Origin of the sequence: Allofournierella massiliensis, from assembly GCF_964241245.1 — a bacterium.
In the GTDB taxonomy this organism is placed as follows: Bacteria; Bacillota; Clostridia; order Oscillospirales; family Ruminococcaceae; genus Allofournierella; species Allofournierella massiliensis.
The window spans coordinates 14916-32373 of record NZ_CAXSWZ010000009.1; the positions used below are offsets into that span (position 1 = coordinate 14916).

Here is a 17458-nt window from a genome sequence, read left to right on the forward strand (position 1 = left end):
CAAGCTGCTTAGAATCCGTCATTTGAACAGATAAGAGGAGCCGCCATGTCAAAATTCGGAATCATAGAAGACACGCTATTTATTCCTCTGTTGGGCAGAATATACGCCAGTGAACGATACCCGCATATCCTGTACGATAAGAGCGCGCTGAGCCTGAAGCTGCAGCTTCCCCTCACAGAACAACCCCATCAGAGCCAATATACACTGCTTGCTTCCGCCTGCCGGGCAGCCAACATGGACCGTTTTGTCCGAAACTTTTTAACACGCAAACCGGACGGTGCAATCGTTCAACTGGGCTGCGGACTGGAAACGGCCTATTTCCGCTGCAACAACGGGCGGACCCTCTGGTATGCACTGGATCTGCCCCATGTGATTGACTTCCGAAAAGAACTGCTTGGAGAGCCGGAACGGGAGCACCTTATCGCCGGAGATGCTTTTTCTGAAACATGGATTCATCGGATCCGCACAGAGCTGCCGCACACACCTTTGCTTGTAACCGCAGGCGGATTATTCCATTACTTTGAAGAAACTCAAATTCTGCGTCTGTTTCGGATGCTGGCTGCTTACGGAAATATTGAGCTTGTCTTCGACGCCGTAAGCAGAACCGGGCTTTTGATGATGCAGAAAAAATACATGAAACAGGTCGGCCACTCCAATGTGCAGATGTTTTTTGCGGTGGATACCGCCCAGGAGTTGGCCATCAAAACCGGTTATCGACTTAAAGTCCTTACAGAAGAACCCTTCTATTGCCATATCCCCAGAACCGGGCTAAAATTATCCACACGGCTCAACATGAAGCTTTCTGACCGATTCTCCATGGTAAAGATGATACACCTGCAGCTCTAAACATTTTCTTAATCACATACGCAGAAACGGCCCCCGAAGGAAAATCCTTCGGGGGCCGTTCTGCTCTATGGATTCCGTGCTGTGAGAAGAAAAATGGGGGAAGATAAATTTAGTTTTCCTTCACGGAAGGCAGGATGGTCTCCACCTCGGCATGGGGGCGGGGGATCACATGAACGGATACCAGCTCGCCCACGCGCTGAGCAGCGGCGGCACCGGCGTCGGTGGCAGCCTTCACGGCGCCCACGTCGCCGCGAACCATCACGGTAACCAGACCGCCGCCGATGAATTCCTTGCCGATCAGGGTGACGTTGGCAGCCTTTACCATGGCGTCGGCCGCTTCGATGGAACCTACCAGACCCTTAGTCTCGATCATACCCAGAGCATCGTACTTCATAATAATTTCCTCCTGAAAATTTTATAATGTTTGATTCAGCAAATGTTGTTTATACGATCCGAACAGACGACGCGGAGCCAAGGCCCAGAGCATTCGCCTCTTCGGTATCCACATGACATTCCAGCGCGGATTCGCCGGTCACACGGATTACAGTGTTTTTCAGCACGCCGCCCCGCAGGCCGTCCACCTGCAGGTCCACCCACTGGCCGTCGTGCACGCCGAATTTCTCGGCGTCCTTCGGGTGCATGTGGATGTGGCGCTGGGCGATCATCACGCCCTTTTCGGTCTGCACCGAGCCCTTCGGGCCCACCAGCGTGACGCCCGGGGTGCCGTCCAGATCACCGGACAGGCGGATGGGGGCTTTCACGCCCAGCTTGAAGCAGTCGGCTGCCAGGATTTCCACCTGGGTCTGGCTGCGTACCGGGCCAAGGATGCGCACCTTTTCGATCACACCCTTGGGGCCGCAGACGGTGACCGTCTCCTTGCAGGCGTACTGGCCGGGCTGGGAAAGATCCTTCATCTTCTCCAGCGTGTGGCCGGGTCCGAACAGCCGGTCCAGATCACTTTGGGAAAGGTGCACATGCCGGTTGGAAACACCCACCGGAATCTGCTTCTCTTCCCCGCCGGGAGCTGCCTGCTGCTTCACTGCTTCCATCAGCAGCGCCAGCAGTTCATCGCATTGACTCATTGGTTCGCCGCTCCTTTCCAAATCAGTGATTCATGGAAGCGATCAGGTTCCGAACCAGCTCCGCCAGATGAGCGTCATCGGTGAAGCCCTGAGAAGCGTTTTTCAGCTGCTCCGGAGTGTCGATGCTGGATTCCTGCACCGCTGCGCCGCAGCTGGGGCAGCCCTGCCGCCTCTCGAAGGAGGCCACGATGTCCGCAGGGCTGAAGTCCAGCGGGCGCTGGCTGCAGCATTCCGCAGCGGGAGCTGCGGTGCGGCCCAGATCGGGGTGGCAGAAGGACTTGTCGTCCTGCAGCAGGGTGGCGCAGTTCTTCAGACCGTAGGCCACCTTCTTCACGTTGATCAGGTTCAGGGGGCTCACGTTCTCGGATACCGAGCTGCCGCCACAGGTGCCGCAGCCCAGAGTGAAGGCCACGTTCAGGCCGGTGCTGATGCCGGTGCCGCCCATGCTGCCGCCGGTGTTCACCAGAATGCGGGAAGCAGGCTTCACCGCGAATTTGCGGACGATGTCCTTGTTCTGGGTGTGCAGGCTCATGGTATGGCCGATGCCGTTCTGCAGCAGCTGCATGCTCAGCTCGCAGGCCTGCTTCCAGTCCTCCACGGTGTAGAAGGCCAGAACGGTGGTCAGCTTCTCGTAAGAGAGGGGGTAGCCCTCACCCACACCATCCTGCTCACCGATCAGCACCCGGGTGCCCATGGGGATGGAGATGCCCGCGGCCTGTGCGATCACGTCCGGGGTACGGCCCACGAACTTGGCGTTCATGGCGTGGCCGTTCTTGAACAGCAGGCGGCAGACCTTTTCGGTCTCCTCACGGGTCATGAAGTAAGCGCCCTGGCGTTTCAGCTCATCCACCACCTGCTGACGGTTGCAGGTCTCGCAGATGATGGACTGCTCGGAGGCGCAGATGGTTCCGTTGTCGAAGGTCTTGCTGGCCATGATGGCATCCACAGCGGCCTTCACATCCGCCGAGCGCTCGATGTAGGCGGGAGAGTTGCCCGCGCCCACGCCGATGGCGGGCTTGCCTGCGCTGTAAGCGGCCTTTACCATGCCGGGGCCACCAGTGGCGATGATGAGTGCAACCTCCTTGCAGTGCATCAGCTCATTGGTGGCTGCCATGGTGGGCATGGACACACAGCCGATGATGCCTTCCGGAGCGCCTGCCTTGATGGCAGCTTCGCGCATGACCTCGGCGGCCTTCAGGGTGCATTTTGCAGCCGAGGGATGGGGCGAGAACACGATGGCGTTGCCCGCCTTGATGGCGATCATGGATTTGTAGATCACGGTGGAGGTGGGGTTGGTGGAGGGCACGATGCCCATGATCAGACCAGCCGGAGCCGCAACCTCCAGAATCTTCTTTTCCGGGTCCTCGGAGATGATGCCCACGGTCTTCATGTCCTTGATGTCCTCGTACAGCAGCACCGAGGCGGCGTGGTTTTTGTAGGCCTTGTCCAGCGCCTTGCCGAAGCCGGTCTCCTCCACTGCCATCTTGCCCAGGCAGGCGGCGTGCTCACGCGCGGCCTCCACCATGCTCTTCAGAATCCGGTCGATCTGCTCGCTGGTGTATCCGGCCATCTGCTTTGCGGCGGCGGCACCCTTGCGGGCCAGATCTCTGGCCTCCTGGATGGAGCGCAGATCCAGATCAAACTGTTCCATTGTTTTATCCTTTCCCTGGTTCTTTGCCCAGTCGTTTTATTGCGCCGTTTGTTCCGCGGCCTGCCGGTCATACCAGCGTTCAAATTCCTTGAGCAGGCGGGAGCGGTTTGCCTTGGAGATCGCTCTGCCCGCAATTTCAAATTCCGGATAGCTCCTTGCCAGATAGCGGAGCTTTACCACCGAGCAGCTGCCCAGCACTTCCATCAGACGGGCGGTTCCCTCCTGCTGGAACAGTGCGTCGCACCATTCCCGGCTGATCTGGCCCACCGCCTGCTTTTGCTCCGGCTGCTCCGGTTCCTGTTCCGGCTCCTGAGGCGGCTCAGGCTCCTGCGGCTGGGGTTCCTCACCGCCCTCATCAGACGGTTGCTCCTCCGGAATCTCTTCCGGTTTCGCCGCTTTTTCCTCCGGCGGGCGGAAGAGCAGCTCCACGTCCTGCTGGGGGCGGGCAATCACATGCTGTGTGACCAGAAGCCCGCCACCCAGCCGTTCGGCAGCGGCAGCGCCCGCGTCCACGGCGGCCTTGACCGCCGCCACATCGCCGGTGACCGAGATGGTCACCAGTCCGCCACCCACCTTGGTACGGTCCAGAAGGGTCACATCCGCCGCCTTGAGCATGGCGTCCGCCGCTTCAATGGAGGCCAGCAGCCCTCTGGTTTCGATCATTCCCAGTGCCTGCATGCGCACCCCTCCTTACAGAAGGTCCGCCCAGTTCGCCGGGTAGGTGGCGTAGAACACCCGGGCCTTGTCCGGCGAGCCCCAGGTCACCTTGGAGCCGGAGGGAACGAACAGCACGTCGCCCGCATGGGCGGTGTAGGTAGTGCCGTCGATGGTCACCGTGAGGGTGCCCTCGATCACATAGTCGATCTCCTCGTAGGTGAGCTCCCAGTCAAAGCTGGAGTTCTCAATCACCAGAAAGCCCGCGCTGATGTGGGACTCGTCCTTGTTCACCAGCTCCTGGAAATAAGCAGTTGCATTGGGGTTGCCGGTGTCAAACACATCCATCTTCACGGTGTTGCCGCGAACGACCTTCAGGCCGTTGGAATGGCGCTGCTCCTGGAAGGGTTTTGTATTCAGTAAACCTTCCAGCATGCCCTTTTCCATGAGCACCTTCAGCACCTGATAGATCTTTTCGCTGTCCAGCTCGGGGCCGCAGCAGGCCGGAGCCGGGGCGCATTCCGGTTCCTTGTCCGCGAATGTGACGCCCAGTGCCTCGGCAGCATCCCGGGCCGAGGGGGTCACGATGGCCCCCGGCGTTACCACGCAAACGGTCTTGCCCGCCTGCTTCAGCGCTTCCACATCCGCCGCGCAAATCAGCTGCTTCATAGTTTCACGTCCTCTCTTGACCGCGCTTTCGGTCATTCCTCAAAGTCGCAGTCCTCGTCGATAATTCCGACCACCGCCGCGTCGGCGGGGATCTCGTCGTCGCCCAGCATCCGCCGGGCGGAGGAACCGGTGGCCACGATCACCCGGTCGCCGATTCCGGCGCCGATGGTGTCGATGACTACCATCCGCTCCCCGGCCCGTGTGCCGCCGATTACCTGAGCAAGGAGGAGCTTGTAGCCATTCAAACCGTCCGCCTTGCGGGTGGCCCAGATGTTTCCGGTGAGTCTTGCGGTTACCATTCCATCTGCCCCTCCTTTTCTCTTCGTTTGATTTCCTCCAGCGCCGCTTCCACCGAGGCGGTGTCGCCGAAGATTGCAAGTAAAATCATATTCTGCGGGCAGCTGCCGCGGATGTCCTCCACGGTCACGCCCACCGCCTTTTCGGCCACATCGGCGGCGCAGACCATCTCGATCAGCCGCCCCTGTACCAGGCCGATGGCATCCACCTGCTCCAGCTTGGTCGCCTGCCCCGAGCCCTTGCGGCGGGAGAGGATCTCCAGCGTGCCCGGGCTGGGGGATTTGATGATTCGACACTCCATGGCGCTCACTCCATTTCCTGATCGGTGCAGCTCATGGCGATTCCCAGCGGGGTGACGAACATGGGGTTGCGGGGCTTGTAGGTGGGAATGCCGGTTTTCTTTTCGATGATGGACTCGATGCCGGTGAGGCAGCAGGTGCCGCCCACCAGATACAGGCCCTGAACGTCGTAGCCTTCCACCTGACGGCTGATGATGGCTGCCACCTTCTCGATCACCGGCTTCAGTACCGGCAGGATCTCGCTGTGGTGCTCCGGCTGGCGCTTGTATTTTTCCGCGTCGCCGAATTCCATCTTGTAGGCACCCGCCAGCACCAGCGAAAAGTGGGTGCCGCCGGTGGCCTCGTCGTCCACCCGGATCACCTTGCCGTCCTTCAGGATGGAGATGCCGGTGGTGCCGCCGCCGATGTCCACCACGGCGCCGTTTTTGATCTTCAGCACCTGGTTTGCGGCGGTGGGCTCGTCCAGCAGGGCGGTGATTTCAAAGCCTGCGCCCTGCACCACGTTCTTGATGGCGCCGCCGTCCAGACTGTCGGTGCCGGGAGGGATGGCGGCTGCGGCGTAGATGAGCTCGGTGCCCAGCTTTTCCTCCAGCTCCTCCTTCATCTCCCGCACCAGCCGGATGGCTCCGATGTAGTCCACCACCATGCCGTCCCGAACAACATCTGCATACCGGTATGCGCCTGCCACCGGCCGGCGGTTTTCATCCAGAACCGCCAGCACCACGCAGGCGGTTCCCAGATCCACGCCGGTATAGTAAACGGAAGAGGGCGTTTTCACCGGCTTTTTGATCACCTGTTCAAATTCTTTGATCAGGCGGTCGCATTCTGCAAATGTTACTTCTTCTGGCATACGGTTCCTCCAAATGAATGGCAGATCATCTGAGACAATCGGTTAATAATGCAATGGGCCGGCAGCTTCTTTTCCTCCGGCAGGTGAGCTTCCAGACGGCGCAGGCCGCAGCGAAGCAGATGCAGTCTGACCAGCGTTTTTCCGCCGGGAGTCTGGGCGTGGAAGCCGGTGACTTCAAAGCAGTCCTCCATCCACTGGCCGCAGTTTTCCGGGCCGATGCCGGTGCACCGGGGGCAGAGGGCCAGCCACTCGGCCTGCTCGACCGGTTCTTCCCCAGCCAGCCGGGCCAGCCTGCGTTCCAGATCAAAGACCTGGCCCGCTGCAAGCACGTCCCGGTCCATCAGGTCCAGACCCGCCTGCAAAAATTCCGCCTGTAATTCTTTCAGGTCCAGCTGCCAGTCCGCTTTCGGCGCATCGCTGTTTTCCGCGCTTTGGGCGACGGGCTTCTCTATGGGATCGGCTGGGTGAGCGGCTGGCTTTTTGGGGCCGTCCGCTTCCAGCCGAATGCCCCGGTCGGTCAGAAACTGCCGGGCTCCGGGGGTAAGGCGGGTGCCCGGTTCCGGTGTGTAGCTGGTAAAGGGTTCCGCACGGTAGCGGTTGCGCAGGTCCTGCTCGGTGATGAATTTCATACCGAACCCCCTTTACAGAGTTCCCTGTAAAGGTCTTCCAGTTCACAGGGTTCCGGTACCCGGGGATTGGTCTCGGTGCAGCCGTCCTGCATGGCCTTCTGGGCCATGACCGGCACCTGCTCCAGAAACGCTTCCTTTTCCACCCGGCAATCGGTCACATAGAAGGGCTCGTTGATCCGCTTCATCAGGTTCCGGATCTGCCGGAGCAGGTTGTGTACCGCCGCTTTGGGGGTCGCGCCGCCGATGCCCAGCATCTGGGCGATCTGGGCGTACCGCAGCAGCGCCCGGCTTTCGTCCTTGTAATCCAGCGCCGCATTGTAGGCGACCACATGGGGCAGCAGCAATGCGTTGCTTCTGCCGTGGGGGATGTGGAACGCCGCGCCCAGTGCGTGGGCCATGCTGTGGCAGATGCCCAGCGATGCGTTGCTGAAGGCGATGCCTGCCAGACAGGAGGCGTTGTGCATGTGTTCCCGGGCTTCCATGTCCGATCCGTCGGCCACGGCCCGTTCCAGATACTGCCACACCAGCCGGATTGCCTTTTCGGCGCAGGCGTCGGTGAAGTCATCCGCCTTGGTGGACACATAGGCTTCCAGCGCGTGGGTGAGCACGTCCATGCCGGTGTCAGCGGTGATGGCCGGGGGCACCGATGCGGTGAGCGCCGGGTCCAGGAAGGCTGCGTCCGGCACCATAGCCTGATCCCGCAGCGCGTATTTCACCTGAGCCTGGGTGTCCGAGATGACCGCGAAGGAGGTCACCTCGCTGCCGGTGCCGCTGGTGGTGGGCACCGCGGCCAGCATGGGCCGCGCCCCGCCGTTCATGGCTCCGTACAGCTGACCGGCTGCCTTGGCAGTGTCGATGGCCGAACCGCCGCCCAGTGCCACAATGCCATCAGGCCCGAACTTCTTCATGCCCTGAATGGCGGCGGTGACCACCTCAATGGACGGGTCCGGCACCACATCCGAGAAGATCTCGGTCTCGGTGCCCGCTTCGTGCAGGATCGAGGCAAGCTCCTCTGCCCGGCCGCATTTTTTCATAAAGGGGTCGCAGATGATGTAGGCCCGCTTCATGCCAAGGCCCTTGATCTCCTCCAGCGAGGACTGGCCCATGTGGATGCGGGTACTCATGAGAAAATGTGCCATCCTCTTTCCCCTCCTTTCCTTGTTGTGTTTGCCCCGGTTCATTCTTCGGGGCGTTGGGTTTCATTTCTTGGCGGCATGTGGGGCGCCAGCGTTTTTAAAAACGCCTGCACGCTTTCCGCCTCGCGGATGCTCAGGAGCAGCACCGGCTCTGGAACGCCCGCTTCCAGCAGCTGCCGCCGTGCGCTTTCCGGGTTTGCATCGGGCAGATCACAGCGGGTCACCACACCGATCACCGGCACCCGAAAGGCTTTTGCAAAGGCGGGCGGATAGGCCCGCTTTTTTCCGGCTGCATCCGCCGCCATCACCACACAGCAGGCATCCTGCGCGGCGGCGATGAGGTGCTTGTGCATCCAGGGGCTTTCCAGATAGGCGCCCGGTGTATCCAGCGTTTTCTCCCGATACACCATGTTGGGCACCCGGCGTATTGCCATCTCCCTGCCTTCCAGCAGGGCGGCCAGTGTGGTCTTGCCGCTTTTCTGCGGCCCGATGAGCATGATCCGTTTTCTTCTCACGTCCGGGTCACCTTCGCAGCGGCAAAGCCCAGTACACGTTCCAGCGTGTCGGTCACAGCGGACAGCGCCGTGTCCACGCTTTCCACGTCGCCGGTGATCACCACCGAACCGGTGAACCGGTCCAGAAAACCGATCTCCACATCCGACGCTTTCGCGGCGATGTCGGCGGCGATCATGGCGGTTTCGAAGGGCGACAGGGTCAGGATGCCGATGGCTCCCTTGCCCTCGATGCCCAGACATTCGTAGATTTCCGGCACAGGGGATGCGATCACATGGGCGATGGTCACCTGCTTGCCGGGAACCGATTCCTCGATCACCCGGCTGGCCGGGATGGGCGTTTCGTTCATGGTTTCGCCTCCTCAGTGCCGGACCACGGTGACCGGGAAGTTCCATTCCTTCATCCAGCCCTCGATCCGGTCCAGATCCTCCTTGCTCAGGCTGGGGTCGCCCTCGATGGGATAGGGCTTGTCCAGCTGGGCGTATTTGCCCACGCCCATTTTGTGGTAGGGCAGCAGGTCCACGCCTTTGAAGTTGGGATCGTCCCGGAAGGGCAGCAGGAACTGGATCACCTGATTGATCTCTTCCCTGCTGTCGTTGATGCCCTTCAGCATGGGCATGCGAACCTTCACGTTGTAGCGGCGCTTGAGCAGCTCCTTCAGGTTCTGCAGAATCTGCTCGTTGCCGATGCCGGTGAGCTCGTTGTGCCGCTTGGGATCCATGTGCTTGATGTCGAACAGGAACAGATCCACATATTCGGCAATCTGCAGCAGCTTGTCGGTCTTGATGTGACCGCAGGTCTCGATGGCGGTGTTGATGCCCTCGGCCTTGCATTCCATCAGCAGGTCCCGGGCGGCCTCGGTCTGGGCGGTGCATTCGCCGCCGCCCAGCGTCACGCCGCCGCCGGACATGCTGTAAAACGCCGCATCCTCCTGCACGATCTCCAGCAGCTCGGATACCGTCTTTACCTGACCGGTGATCTCCAGCGCCGCCTGAGGGCAGACCTGGATGCACTTGCGGCAGCCGGTGCAGTCGATGTCCCGCCGGACCTCATGCTTGCCCGTCTCTTTCGAGATGGTGTGGATGCCCACCGGGCAGGCCTGCACACAGAGGCCGCAGTCCACGCAGGAATTTTTCTTGAACATGACCTGCACCTTGCGCTCCAGGCCTTCGGGGTTCGCACACCACTTGCAGCGCAACGGGCAGCCCTTGAAAAAGACGATCGTCCGGATGCCGGGGCCATCGTACATATTGTATTTCTGCACATTGAAGATCAGAGCTTTTCGTTCCATTTGGCTTCGTTCTCCTAACCACGGTCCGGTTTGATCCGTTGTAGTAGCCGGGGCCCAGCGGGCCCCGGCCCTGTTTTAAATGAATTAGAAATGGTTCAGCATGGTGCGGCTGATGATCTCGTCCTGCACGTCCTTGCACAGCTCCACGAAGAAGGCGCTGTAACCGGCCACGCGAACGATCAGGTCGCGGTACTGTTCGGGATGCTTCTGGGCCTCGATCAGAGTCTCGTTGTCCAGATAGTTGAACTGCATCTCGCCATTGCCGAACATGCAGGCGGTACGCAGCAGAGTGATCAGGCTCTCCTCGCCTTCCGGGGTATCCAGCAGACCGGCCATGATCTTGAAGTTGTGAACCATGCCGATGTTCATGCTGTCGTTGGACATCTTGGACACCGACTTGATGATGGCGGTGGGGCCCTTGAAGTCCGCGCCCTGGCTGGGGCTGATGCCGTCGGACAGAGGCATCCAGGCGTGACGGCCGTTGGCGGACGCGCCGGTCATCTGACCGAAGGGAGTGTTGTTGGAGATGGACAGGGTGCCGTGGCTCAGGATGGAGTACAGGGTCTTGTACTTTCTGTGCTCGTGCTCGGTGAAGTTCACCAGATCGGCGGCAATGTCATCGGCGTAGTCGTCGTCGTTGCCGTACTTGGGAGCGTTCAGGCAGTCGGTGCGGATCTGCTCGTAGCCCTGGAAGTCGGCCTTCAGAGCCTCGTTCAGCTGCTCCAGAGTGTACTTCTTCTCGTCAAAGACCAGCTTCTTGATGGCGGCCATGGAGTCGGCGTAGGTGGCAAGACCGGACCAGACAACACCGGGGCCGAAGTTGTACATGGCGCCGCCGGAGGATACGTCCTTGCCCTTCTCCATGCAGCCCTCGTACATGATGGACATGAGGGGCTTCGGAGCCAGCTCGCGGTGTACGCGCTGGGAAATGACGGTGGCCACGCTGGTCCACTTGGTGATGTACTTGATCTCTTCCTTGACGGCGGCCTCGAACTCCTCGTAGGTCTTGAAGCGGCTCAGATCGCCCATATCGGGGCAGACCTGCTTGCCGTACCACAGGGGCACGCCGTGGTTGAGCACCAGCTCGATGCAGATGGGCCACTGGGTGTAGGCAGTGGAGGTCCACTGGTACAGGCGGCCGGCCTTCTGGGGCTCCACGCAGCCCATCAGGCAGTAGTCACGGGCATCCTCGATGGAAACGCCCTTGGCCAGCATCATCTTGATGTGGGTGTCGTCGAAGTGGCAGGCGGGGAAGCCCATGCCGGAACGAACCACGTCCACGATCTTTTTCAGGTACTTGCGGGGGGACTTGTTGTGGATGCGGCAGGCCAGAGAAGGCTGGTAGATCTTCACATGGCGAACGGCGTCCATCAGCAGGTAGGTCAGGTCGTTGGTGGCGTCGCGGCCCTCACGGGTCACACCGCCCACGCACATGTTCACGAAGGGCTGGTAACCGGCGAAGAATTTGGAGCCGCCCTCACTGGTGATCCACATCATCTCGGACATCTTGATCAGCATGCAGCCGGCCAGCTCGAAGGCCTCGAACTCGTTCATACGGCCGGACTCGATGTCCGCCTTGTAGAAGGGGTACATGTACTGGTCCACGCGGCCGATGGACATACCGGTCTGGTTCTCCTCCACCACCAGCAGGGACTCGATGGTCCACACGGCCTGGATGGCTTCCCAGAAGGTCTCGGGCTTGTGAGCGGGAACGCGGGCGTTCACCTCAGAAATCTTGTACAGCTCTGCCTTACGCTTGGGATCGGTCTCCTTTTCGGCCAGCTCGCGGGCGTACTCAGACATTCTGCGGGCGTAGATCATAACGCCCTCGGTGGTGTCGATGATGGACTTGTAGAAGTAGATTTTCTCGATGTCCTCGGGGTTCTCGTAGTGCAGCTGGCTCAGGTGCTCCTTGGCCTCGTTCTGGATATCCAGCATGCCCTTCTTCATCAGGATCACGTCGTAGCCGGGGTTGGAGTCACCACCGCCGTTCAGAGCGTGGTAGGAGCAGTCGGACACGAAGGACTCGCCGGACATCTCCCACACACCGGCCTCACGGTACTGGTCTTCACAGTACTCGTCCACGGATTTGCCCTTCCAGAAGGGGAACAGCTCTTCGCGCATGATGCGCTTGTCCTCTTCGGAAATGTAGAAGGGGTCCTGAGGGCGGGTGCCGATGGTGTCGATCTCATCCACCATCCAGCGCCAGGCGATATCCGGAGAGAAGGCACCGGCGCGGGGGGCGCCGCAGGGAGCACCAACAATCAGCTCGTTATCCTGAATGACCAGAGGAGCGGTCTCGCAGCAGTAGCGGAAGCACTTGGCGCGCAGCTCGATCTTGGGCATGCCGGGGTTCTCGGCCGCGATCTTGGTGATGGCGCGGGCCCGGTAGGTGGTGATGGAGGGCTTCTGCTTCAGGTAGTTCTCCTTCAGCAGCTTCAGGCGGCGGGTCATGCCGTCGGGAATGCCGGTGCCCTCAGCGGGGTACTCCGCCGCACAGCCGCAGCTCTCGACGGGAGCCTCTTCCCGGGTGATTTCCTGGGAAACGGACTCAAACATCTTCATCAGCGACGCCTTTTCCTCCGGCGTCATATTCTTTGCAGCTTCTGCAAGCTTGTTGGAAAATTCTCGAATATCCAAAATCAGTGTCCTCTCTTTCTTGTGGAGTTACTGGTTCGAGGAAAAGCCGCGCATTCCGAACGCTGCCTTTCGGCGATAAATCAGATTCATGGGGGAAATGTTATCCGCCGTGATGCCCTGGCCCGCGCTCACGCTGCCCAGGATCACCGTGGGGAACAGCCGGGTGGTAACGCCCGCTGCGCCCATCACGGCCGGGGTGTTGATGAGCACCCGGCCCACCGGCTTTTTCAGTGCGAACTGCCGGATCACCTCCGGGTCGCGGGAGTGAATGGTGAGGGTGTTGCCCTTGCTGCCGTTCACCAGAAGCTCGATGCACTTTTCGCAGGCGTGGGTCCAGTCCTCTTCAATGTAGAAGGCCATCACCGGGCAGAGCAGCCCGTTGGCGTAGGGGTTGTAATCGGTGATGTAGGCCTGCTGTGAAACCAGCACCCGAGTGCCCTCCGGCACCGTGAAGCCCGCCTTTGCCGCCAGCCAGCAGGCCGACTTACCGATGTAGGCTTTGTCGGCTCCGGCAGCGCAATGGGGATGCAGCCCCAGCAGATTCGTGAGCTGCTTCTGCTCCTCCGCGGTCATGAAGTAGGCGCCCTGGCGTTTCAGCTGCGCTGTGGCAGCTTCAGCGATCTGCCTGTCCGCCACCACATACTGTTCTCCGCCTGGGCCCATGCCGTTGTTGAAGCTTCGGCTGGCCACGATGTCCGCCGCCGCCTTTTCCAGATCGGCGGTTTTCTCAATGAAGGCGGGGCCAGGGGCGATGCCGCCGTACAGCACCGGTTTGCCGGTGGCTGCGGCCTCCTCCAGCAGGCTGCACCGTCCCATATTCAGGATCAGTGCCGCGTGGGGGTGGCGGAACATGGCCAGCGCACCCTCCCGGGCGGCGGTCTCCGCGCAGGCCAGTGCCCCTTTGGGCAGGCCGGCCTCCTCCGCGCTCTGGGCCAGAACGGCTGCGGTCTGGGCCGTAACACCGGCCGCTGCGGGATGCGGGGCGAACACCACCGCGTTCCCGGCCTTAACCGCCGCCACCGCCGCGCAGAGCACCGCGGCCACCGGGCTGATGGACGGCACCGCCGCCGCGATCACGCCCATGGGCACGCCGATTTCCAACAGGCCATTTTTCTCGTCCTGCTCCAGAACGCCCACGCACTTCATACCGGCGAGGCTTTTTTCCATGCCCTCTGCCAGCATCCGGCACAGGCGCAGCTCGTCGGCTTCACAGCCGCGGCCCGTCTCCTGCACCGACTGCCGAACAAGGGCTTCCAGGCGGGGCCGGATGCCCCGCAGCATCTGTTCTGTGATCCGGTCCAGCTGGTGTTGTTCAAAAAGAGCCAGTGTTTTTTTCGCCTGTGCCGCATCCTCCATCAGGACGCGGGCTTCCTGGACCGCTTTCAGATCTTTGTCGATGGATCTCATTTCACTGCTCCTTCATGCCCTTTCGGTTTATTCCTGCGGCAGCAGGTCATCGGGCAGACTGTAGCGGGCCACGATCTTGCTCAGATCCGGGTGCGGGCGGGGGATGACCACCGAGCTGTAAACGTCGGCGTCCATGGCCTTTACCGCCTTCACGCCCGCGTCCACTGCGGTGCGGCAGGCGCCCACATCACCCTGTACCACCACGGAGATGTAGCCGGAGGCCACATTCTCATAGCCGATCAGGTCCACATCCGCGGCCTTGCACATGGCATCTGCCGCCTCCAGGGCGAAGACCAGGCCGAAGGTCTCGATCAATCCAATGGCTTCGTATCTTTCCATAGTCGTTCCTCTCGTGCTATCGTTGATGGTCGGTCAGGCGTCGATGTCGTGAGCCGACACGATCGCGCCCACTGCCTTGATGGGCCGGGGCATCACGTTCTTGGCGGTCAGCTTACCGATGGCGGCGGCCGCCTCGGCGCCGGCCTCCACCGCGGAACGAACCGCGGCCACATCGCCCTTGACCATGATGGTCACCAAGGTGGAGCCCACGTTCTCGTAAGAGATCAGCTCCACATCCGCCGCCTTCAGCATCTTGTCGGCAGCTTCCAGAGCGGGAACCAGGCCCAGGGTCTCCACCAGGCCCAATGCTTCTTCACCGTAATATCTCATGCAGGGTTCCTCCTGTTTTACTTGTTGCGGTATTTTGCGGGAACGTATTTTTCCACCGCGGCGCGGCCATCGTCGTTGATGGCGAACCGGAGGGAAAGCTCGTCCTTGTCGTCCAGCTCATAGCGGATCAGGCTGCACAGCCCGTTCGCTTCCAGCGACATCACATGATCCAGATAAGCGTCCTTGGTGAACTGGCGTTCCTTGCCGTAAAGGGGGCGCATGGCCTCCATGATCTCGTTTACATCCGCGTTTTCCACGCTGCTCAGGTAGTTGAGCACCGCCATTCGTGCAGGCAACAGCATGTTACGCCTCCCCTTTCTTGAAAAAGTCCAGCGGGTTCATGGTCACCAGGATTGCACCGAAGATGATCACAACAGAACCCACAACAATGGTCAGAGTGACGGGCTGGTTCAGGAACAGGATGCAGAACAGAACGCCCCAGAACGCATAGGTCACATTCAGGCTCATGCCGATGGCGCAGCCCACGGTGGCGTTAGATTTGTACCACAGCAGGAAGGAAGCGCCCGCGCTCAGACCGGAAATTGCCAGCCACAGAACCGGCATACCGGCGCTCAGGGTGCCGCCCAGCAGACCCAGGCCGCCAACCAGAGGCACGATGATGACCAGATCAACCAGACCGGAGAACAGTTCGCGGATGTTGGTGGCAACGTCGGTGTCGATCATGGCGCCGCCGTAGCTGGAGAGCATGCCTTCCAGGCCCCAGCAGATGGCCGCGATCAGTGCGCAGATGATACCCAGAGTGAAGTTGGGGCTGCCTTCCGGCTTGACCCAGTTAATGATGATCGCGCCGCTCACGCAGATGATCATGCCGGCGACCACCCGCTTGGTGGGCCGCTGCTTCAGGAAGATCCAGGCGAACAGAGCGCCGAACAGGCCGCAGGTGGCGGAGATGGGAATGACGTAGGCACCGGCCAGCGCCAGACCCACCAGGTAAGCGCCGTTGGCGATGGGACCGCCCAGCAGCGCGCCCAGAACCATCATCTTGCCGGGGAAGGTGTTGATGGTGCGGCCGATCTCAGCCAGACGGCCCTTCTTGGCGTTGTAGATGGTGAGCCAGATTCCGGCGAAAAGGTCGTTCAGACCGGAGCAGACATAGGGCGCTGCCAGGATGCCCACTGCGCTGACCAGAGGTTCGTAGTAGCCGGCCACCAGCACCAGAGTGGTGTAGATGCCGTAGGTCAGACCGGACAGGGCGCCGGTGGTCAGGCCGGTGATCCGGAACTTTTTGTTCACCTGTTTCATTTTCGCATCTGCCAGAGATGCTCTTGCCGTGTTGGCGCTATGGTTCATAGTGGTTCTCTCCTTTGATCATTCGCTGGCCTTTCCCGAGGTGGGCAGAATGGTCTCGACCTCACCGTGGGGGCGGGGAATCACATGCACGGAAACCAGCTCGCCTACCCGCTGGGCAGCTGCGGCGCCCGCGTCGGTGGCGGCTTTTACCGCGCCCACATCGCCGCGTACCAGAACGGTGATCAGGCCGCCGCCTACGCGCTCCTTGCCGATCAGGGTAACGTTGGCCGCCTTTACCATGGCGTCGGCTGCTTCGATCGATGCGATGAGACCTTTGGTCTCGATCATGCCCAATGCGTCGTACTTCATGTTTGGATCTCCTTTTGCTTTTCGTGGAATTTGGCGGCGGCCGTTCGCGGGGCAATCTGCATAGTTTTTTGGAACCGGCCGTCGCCTTTCTGTGGATTCAGTATACCGCTTGCCCATTGGTGGAAGGTCAAGGGGGAATTGAGTAAATATTTAACCACTCATTTTTGGGCACTTTGTCAGAGAGCTTTGTGCAATTTATCACAATCTCAGCTGCTCCTTTCGTGCATCCTGCAAAATCGCCTTTTTTAAACAAAAAAAGCGGGCCGAAAAACGGTCCGCTCAGTTTTCCCCCTTAGGGAAAGGTTATCCTTTTCTTTCTGCCCGGTGCATGCTCCCGGGATCAGCCTTCTTCCAGAGGAATAATCAGCTCGGTAACGAATTCCTCCCGGTTGCGGGTGGTCCAATAGTCCACCACATACCGCTCAAAAACCCGCTGCCCCAGCTTGACACCCTTGGCTTTAGCCCATTCCACCAGCTTTGTATAGCTTTCCTCAATGCGCTCCAGCGGGCCCACATGATACAGCGTGGCCGCCATAAAGCCGCCGAACCGGGTTTCGTTGGTGCCGCAGGCGCAGCGGTGGATGGGCTTTTGCATGATTCGTGCCCGGGTGGCATGACCCTCCATCTTGTCCTTCCAGGAGTCAAACTCCAGAATCACCGGGCCGGAAATCTCGTTTTTCACCGAGTCCAGATAATTCACCCATGAGATGTTGATGATGGAATCCATGTAATGGTATTCAAACTCCTGCTCCAGGCAGCACATGTCCTCGGCCGCCACATAGCGCATGCCCACCTCCTGAGCCTTGTTCAGGCGCACCGCCTTGGCCTCCTGAATCAGCTCATACCATTCCTTCACTGCGATATAGCTGTTGTGGATGGCATGCTCCTGTTCCCACAGCTCGTTGATTTTGTTGTGGAAGCTGCCTTCCACAACATAGTAGTTATCGCCGTTCACCAGTCCCTGCATCTCTTCCAGCCGGAAGCCCATCTGCTTATAATACTTCACAATGGGGATGGAGAGAATCGTGTCCAGACTATAATACCGGTAACCGCTTTCGCTGATCTTATCCGGCGCGATCATGCCGATTTTATCGTAAAAACGCAGAGCCTTTGCGGAAACGTTGCAAAGCTTGCTCACTTCACCGATGGTGTACAACTGTTCTTTCGCCATAAGTCCGTCTCCTTTCTTGTTCGGACAGGAGCGT

General features: G+C 60.2%; 22 protein-coding genes. 1 reads left to right on the plus strand and 21 read right to left on the minus strand.

From position 1 onward, the window contains the following. The first annotated feature begins 45 nt into the window (after positions 1 to 45). Entirely contained in the window at positions 46 to 846 is an 801-nt protein-coding gene (locus ACESYO_RS06375) for a class I SAM-dependent methyltransferase (protein ID WP_373209610.1), read from the plus strand. Positions 847 to 955: 109 nt separating this feature from the next. On the opposite strand, the gene eutM (ACESYO_RS06380) is transcribed toward ACESYO_RS06375, so the two are convergent. The 21 genes from eutM (ACESYO_RS06380) to ACESYO_RS06480 all read right to left on the minus strand — a co-directional run bounded on the left by eutM (ACESYO_RS06380) (position 956) and on the right by ACESYO_RS06480 (position 17424). Next, positions 956 to 1240, minus strand: coding sequence for an ethanolamine utilization microcompartment protein EutM (gene eutM, locus ACESYO_RS06380; RefSeq protein ID WP_058965090.1), 285 nt, complete (start codon positions 1238 to 1240; stop codon positions 956 to 958). Positions 1241 to 1289: 49 nt separating this feature from the next. Continuing rightward, complete coding sequence (locus tag ACESYO_RS06385; RefSeq protein WP_058965091.1) at positions 1290 to 1928, minus strand: phosphate propanoyltransferase; 639 nt, start codon at positions 1926 to 1928, stop codon at positions 1290 to 1292. 22 nt (positions 1929 to 1950) lie between these two features. Continuing rightward, positions 1951 to 3579, minus strand: coding sequence for an acetaldehyde dehydrogenase (acetylating) (locus tag ACESYO_RS06390; RefSeq protein ID WP_373209611.1), 1629 nt, complete (start codon positions 3577 to 3579; stop codon positions 1951 to 1953). 36 nt (positions 3580 to 3615) lie between these two features. Then, the gene (locus ACESYO_RS06395; RefSeq protein WP_276870829.1) at positions 3616 to 4257 is read right to left on the minus strand and encodes a BMC domain-containing protein; all 642 of its coding nucleotides are present in this window, start codon (positions 4255 to 4257) and stop codon (positions 3616 to 3618) included. 12 nt (positions 4258 to 4269) lie between these two features. Then, a complete protein-coding gene (locus ACESYO_RS06400) occupies positions 4270 to 4902 on the minus strand; it encodes a cupin domain-containing protein (RefSeq protein ID WP_058965094.1) in 633 nt (210 codons plus the stop codon). A gap of 32 nt (positions 4903 to 4934) precedes the next feature. Further along, positions 4935 to 5201 carry a EutN/CcmL family microcompartment protein gene (locus ACESYO_RS06405; protein ID WP_058965095.1) on the minus strand — a complete coding sequence of 89 codons (267 nt, stop codon included), beginning with the start codon at positions 5199 to 5201 and terminating at the stop codon, positions 4935 to 4937. Further along, positions 5195 to 5500 carry a BMC domain-containing protein gene (locus ACESYO_RS06410; RefSeq protein WP_294524879.1) on the minus strand — a complete coding sequence of 102 codons (306 nt, stop codon included), beginning with the start codon at positions 5498 to 5500 and terminating at the stop codon, positions 5195 to 5197. The genes ACESYO_RS06405 and ACESYO_RS06410 overlap by 7 nt, the downstream gene beginning before the upstream one ends. Before the next feature lie 5 nt (positions 5501 to 5505). Next, the gene (eutJ, locus tag ACESYO_RS06415; protein WP_373209612.1) at positions 5506 to 6348 is read right to left on the minus strand and encodes an ethanolamine utilization protein EutJ; all 843 of its coding nucleotides are present in this window, start codon (positions 6346 to 6348) and stop codon (positions 5506 to 5508) included. Next, the gene (locus ACESYO_RS06420; RefSeq protein ID WP_058965098.1) at positions 6333 to 6977 is read right to left on the minus strand and encodes a hypothetical protein; all 645 of its coding nucleotides are present in this window, start codon (positions 6975 to 6977) and stop codon (positions 6333 to 6335) included. Before ACESYO_RS06420 ends, eutJ begins: the two co-directional genes overlap by 16 nt. Next, positions 6974 to 8116, minus strand: coding sequence for an iron-containing alcohol dehydrogenase (locus tag ACESYO_RS06425; RefSeq protein WP_373209613.1), 1143 nt, complete (start codon positions 8114 to 8116; stop codon positions 6974 to 6976). Before ACESYO_RS06425 ends, ACESYO_RS06420 begins: the two co-directional genes overlap by 4 nt. A 38-nt stretch (positions 8117 to 8154) precedes the next feature. Beyond that, positions 8155 to 8628 carry a EutP/PduV family microcompartment system protein gene (locus tag ACESYO_RS06430; protein ID WP_058965100.1) on the minus strand — a complete coding sequence of 158 codons (474 nt, stop codon included), beginning with the start codon at positions 8626 to 8628 and terminating at the stop codon, positions 8155 to 8157. After that, positions 8625 to 8975 carry a BMC domain-containing protein gene (locus ACESYO_RS06435; protein WP_087184339.1) on the minus strand — a complete coding sequence of 117 codons (351 nt, stop codon included), beginning with the start codon at positions 8973 to 8975 and terminating at the stop codon, positions 8625 to 8627. Before ACESYO_RS06435 ends, ACESYO_RS06430 begins: the two co-directional genes overlap by 4 nt. Positions 8976 to 8987: 12 nt before the next feature. Continuing rightward, positions 8988 to 9917, minus strand: coding sequence for a choline TMA-lyase-activating enzyme (gene cutD, locus ACESYO_RS06440; RefSeq protein ID WP_337574700.1), 930 nt, complete (start codon positions 9915 to 9917; stop codon positions 8988 to 8990). A gap of 84 nt (positions 9918 to 10001) precedes the next feature. Beyond that, on the minus strand, positions 10002 to 12557 hold the full coding sequence (gene cutC / locus ACESYO_RS06445; protein WP_276870844.1) for a choline trimethylamine-lyase: 2556 nt from the start codon (positions 12555 to 12557) through the stop codon (positions 10002 to 10004). A gap of 27 nt (positions 12558 to 12584) precedes the next feature. Then, positions 12585 to 13964: an aldehyde dehydrogenase family protein gene (locus ACESYO_RS06450; RefSeq protein WP_276870845.1), complete on the minus strand. Its 1380-nt coding sequence runs from the start codon at positions 13962 to 13964 to the stop codon at positions 12585 to 12587. 27 nt (positions 13965 to 13991) lie between these two features. Next, positions 13992 to 14303 (minus strand): BMC domain-containing protein, encoded by a 312-nt coding sequence (locus ACESYO_RS06455; protein ID WP_058965105.1) that lies wholly within the window; start codon positions 14301 to 14303, stop codon positions 13992 to 13994. A gap of 33 nt (positions 14304 to 14336) precedes the next feature. Beyond that, a complete protein-coding gene (locus ACESYO_RS06460) occupies positions 14337 to 14633 on the minus strand; it encodes a BMC domain-containing protein (RefSeq protein ID WP_058965106.1) in 297 nt (98 codons plus the stop codon). 17 nt (positions 14634 to 14650) lie between these two features. Continuing rightward, the gene (locus ACESYO_RS06465; protein WP_058965107.1) at positions 14651 to 14935 is read right to left on the minus strand and encodes a hypothetical protein; all 285 of its coding nucleotides are present in this window, start codon (positions 14933 to 14935) and stop codon (positions 14651 to 14653) included. A gap of 1 nt (position 14936) precedes the next feature. After that, positions 14937 to 15896 (minus strand): DMT family transporter, encoded by a 960-nt coding sequence (locus ACESYO_RS06470; RefSeq protein WP_373211223.1) that lies wholly within the window; start codon positions 15894 to 15896, stop codon positions 14937 to 14939. A gap of 66 nt (positions 15897 to 15962) precedes the next feature. Continuing rightward, entirely contained in the window at positions 15963 to 16253 is a 291-nt protein-coding gene (gene eutM, locus ACESYO_RS06475) for an ethanolamine utilization microcompartment protein EutM (protein WP_058965109.1), read from the minus strand. A gap of 340 nt (positions 16254 to 16593) precedes the next feature. Beyond that, entirely contained in the window at positions 16594 to 17424 is an 831-nt protein-coding gene (locus ACESYO_RS06480; RefSeq protein WP_276870850.1) for a MerR family transcriptional regulator, read from the minus strand. Positions 17425 to 17458: the final 34 nt, after the last annotated feature.

Bases quoted from the DNA above. Each gene is read 5' to 3' on its own strand.
- ACESYO_RS06375 (WP_373209610.1), top strand. From the start codon at position 46: ATGTCAAAATTCGGAATCATAGAAGACACGCTATTTATTCCTCTGTTG.
- eutM (WP_058965090.1), bottom strand. From the start codon at position 1,240: ATGAAGTACGATGCTCTGGGTATGATCGAGACTAAGGGTCTGGTAGGT.
- ACESYO_RS06385 (WP_058965091.1), bottom strand. From the start codon at position 1,928: ATGAGTCAATGCGATGAACTGCTGGCGCTGCTGATGGAAGCAGTGAAG.
- ACESYO_RS06390 (WP_373209611.1), bottom strand. From the start codon at position 3,579: ATGGAACAGTTTGATCTGGATCTGCGCTCCATCCAGGAGGCCAGAGAT.
- ACESYO_RS06395 (WP_276870829.1), bottom strand. From the start codon at position 4,257: ATGCAGGCACTGGGAATGATCGAAACCAGAGGGCTGCTGGCCTCCATT.
- ACESYO_RS06400 (WP_058965094.1), bottom strand. From the start codon at position 4,902: ATGAAGCAGCTGATTTGCGCGGCGGATGTGGAAGCGCTGAAGCAGGCG.
- ACESYO_RS06405 (WP_058965095.1), bottom strand. From the start codon at position 5,201: ATGGTAACCGCAAGACTCACCGGAAACATCTGGGCCACCCGCAAGGCG.
- ACESYO_RS06410 (WP_294524879.1), bottom strand. From the start codon at position 5,500: ATGGAGTGTCGAATCATCAAATCCCCCAGCCCGGGCACGCTGGAGATC.
- eutJ (WP_373209612.1), bottom strand. From the start codon at position 6,348: ATGCCAGAAGAAGTAACATTTGCAGAATGCGACCGCCTGATCAAAGAA.
- ACESYO_RS06420 (WP_058965098.1), bottom strand. From the start codon at position 6,977: ATGAAATTCATCACCGAGCAGGACCTGCGCAACCGCTACCGTGCGGAA.
- ACESYO_RS06425 (WP_373209613.1), bottom strand. From the start codon at position 8,116: ATGGCACATTTTCTCATGAGTACCCGCATCCACATGGGCCAGTCCTCG.
- ACESYO_RS06435 (WP_087184339.1), bottom strand. From the start codon at position 8,975: ATGAACGAAACGCCCATCCCGGCCAGCCGGGTGATCGAGGAATCGGTT.
- cutD (WP_337574700.1), bottom strand. From the start codon at position 9,917: ATGGAACGAAAAGCTCTGATCTTCAATGTGCAGAAATACAATATGTAC.
- ACESYO_RS06450 (WP_276870845.1), bottom strand. From the start codon at position 13,964: ATGAGATCCATCGACAAAGATCTGAAAGCGGTCCAGGAAGCCCGCGTC.
- ACESYO_RS06455 (WP_058965105.1), bottom strand. From the start codon at position 14,303: ATGGAAAGATACGAAGCCATTGGATTGATCGAGACCTTCGGCCTGGTC.
- ACESYO_RS06460 (WP_058965106.1), bottom strand. From the start codon at position 14,633: ATGAGATATTACGGTGAAGAAGCATTGGGCCTGGTGGAGACCCTGGGC.
- ACESYO_RS06465 (WP_058965107.1), bottom strand. From the start codon at position 14,935: ATGCTGTTGCCTGCACGAATGGCGGTGCTCAACTACCTGAGCAGCGTG.
- ACESYO_RS06470 (WP_373211223.1), bottom strand. From the start codon at position 15,896: ATGAAACAGGTGAACAAAAAGTTCCGGATCACCGGCCTGACCACCGGC.
- eutM (WP_058965109.1), bottom strand. From the start codon at position 16,253: ATGAAGTACGACGCATTGGGCATGATCGAGACCAAAGGTCTCATCGCA.
- ACESYO_RS06480 (WP_276870850.1), bottom strand. From the start codon at position 17,424: ATGGCGAAAGAACAGTTGTACACCATCGGTGAAGTGAGCAAGCTTTGC.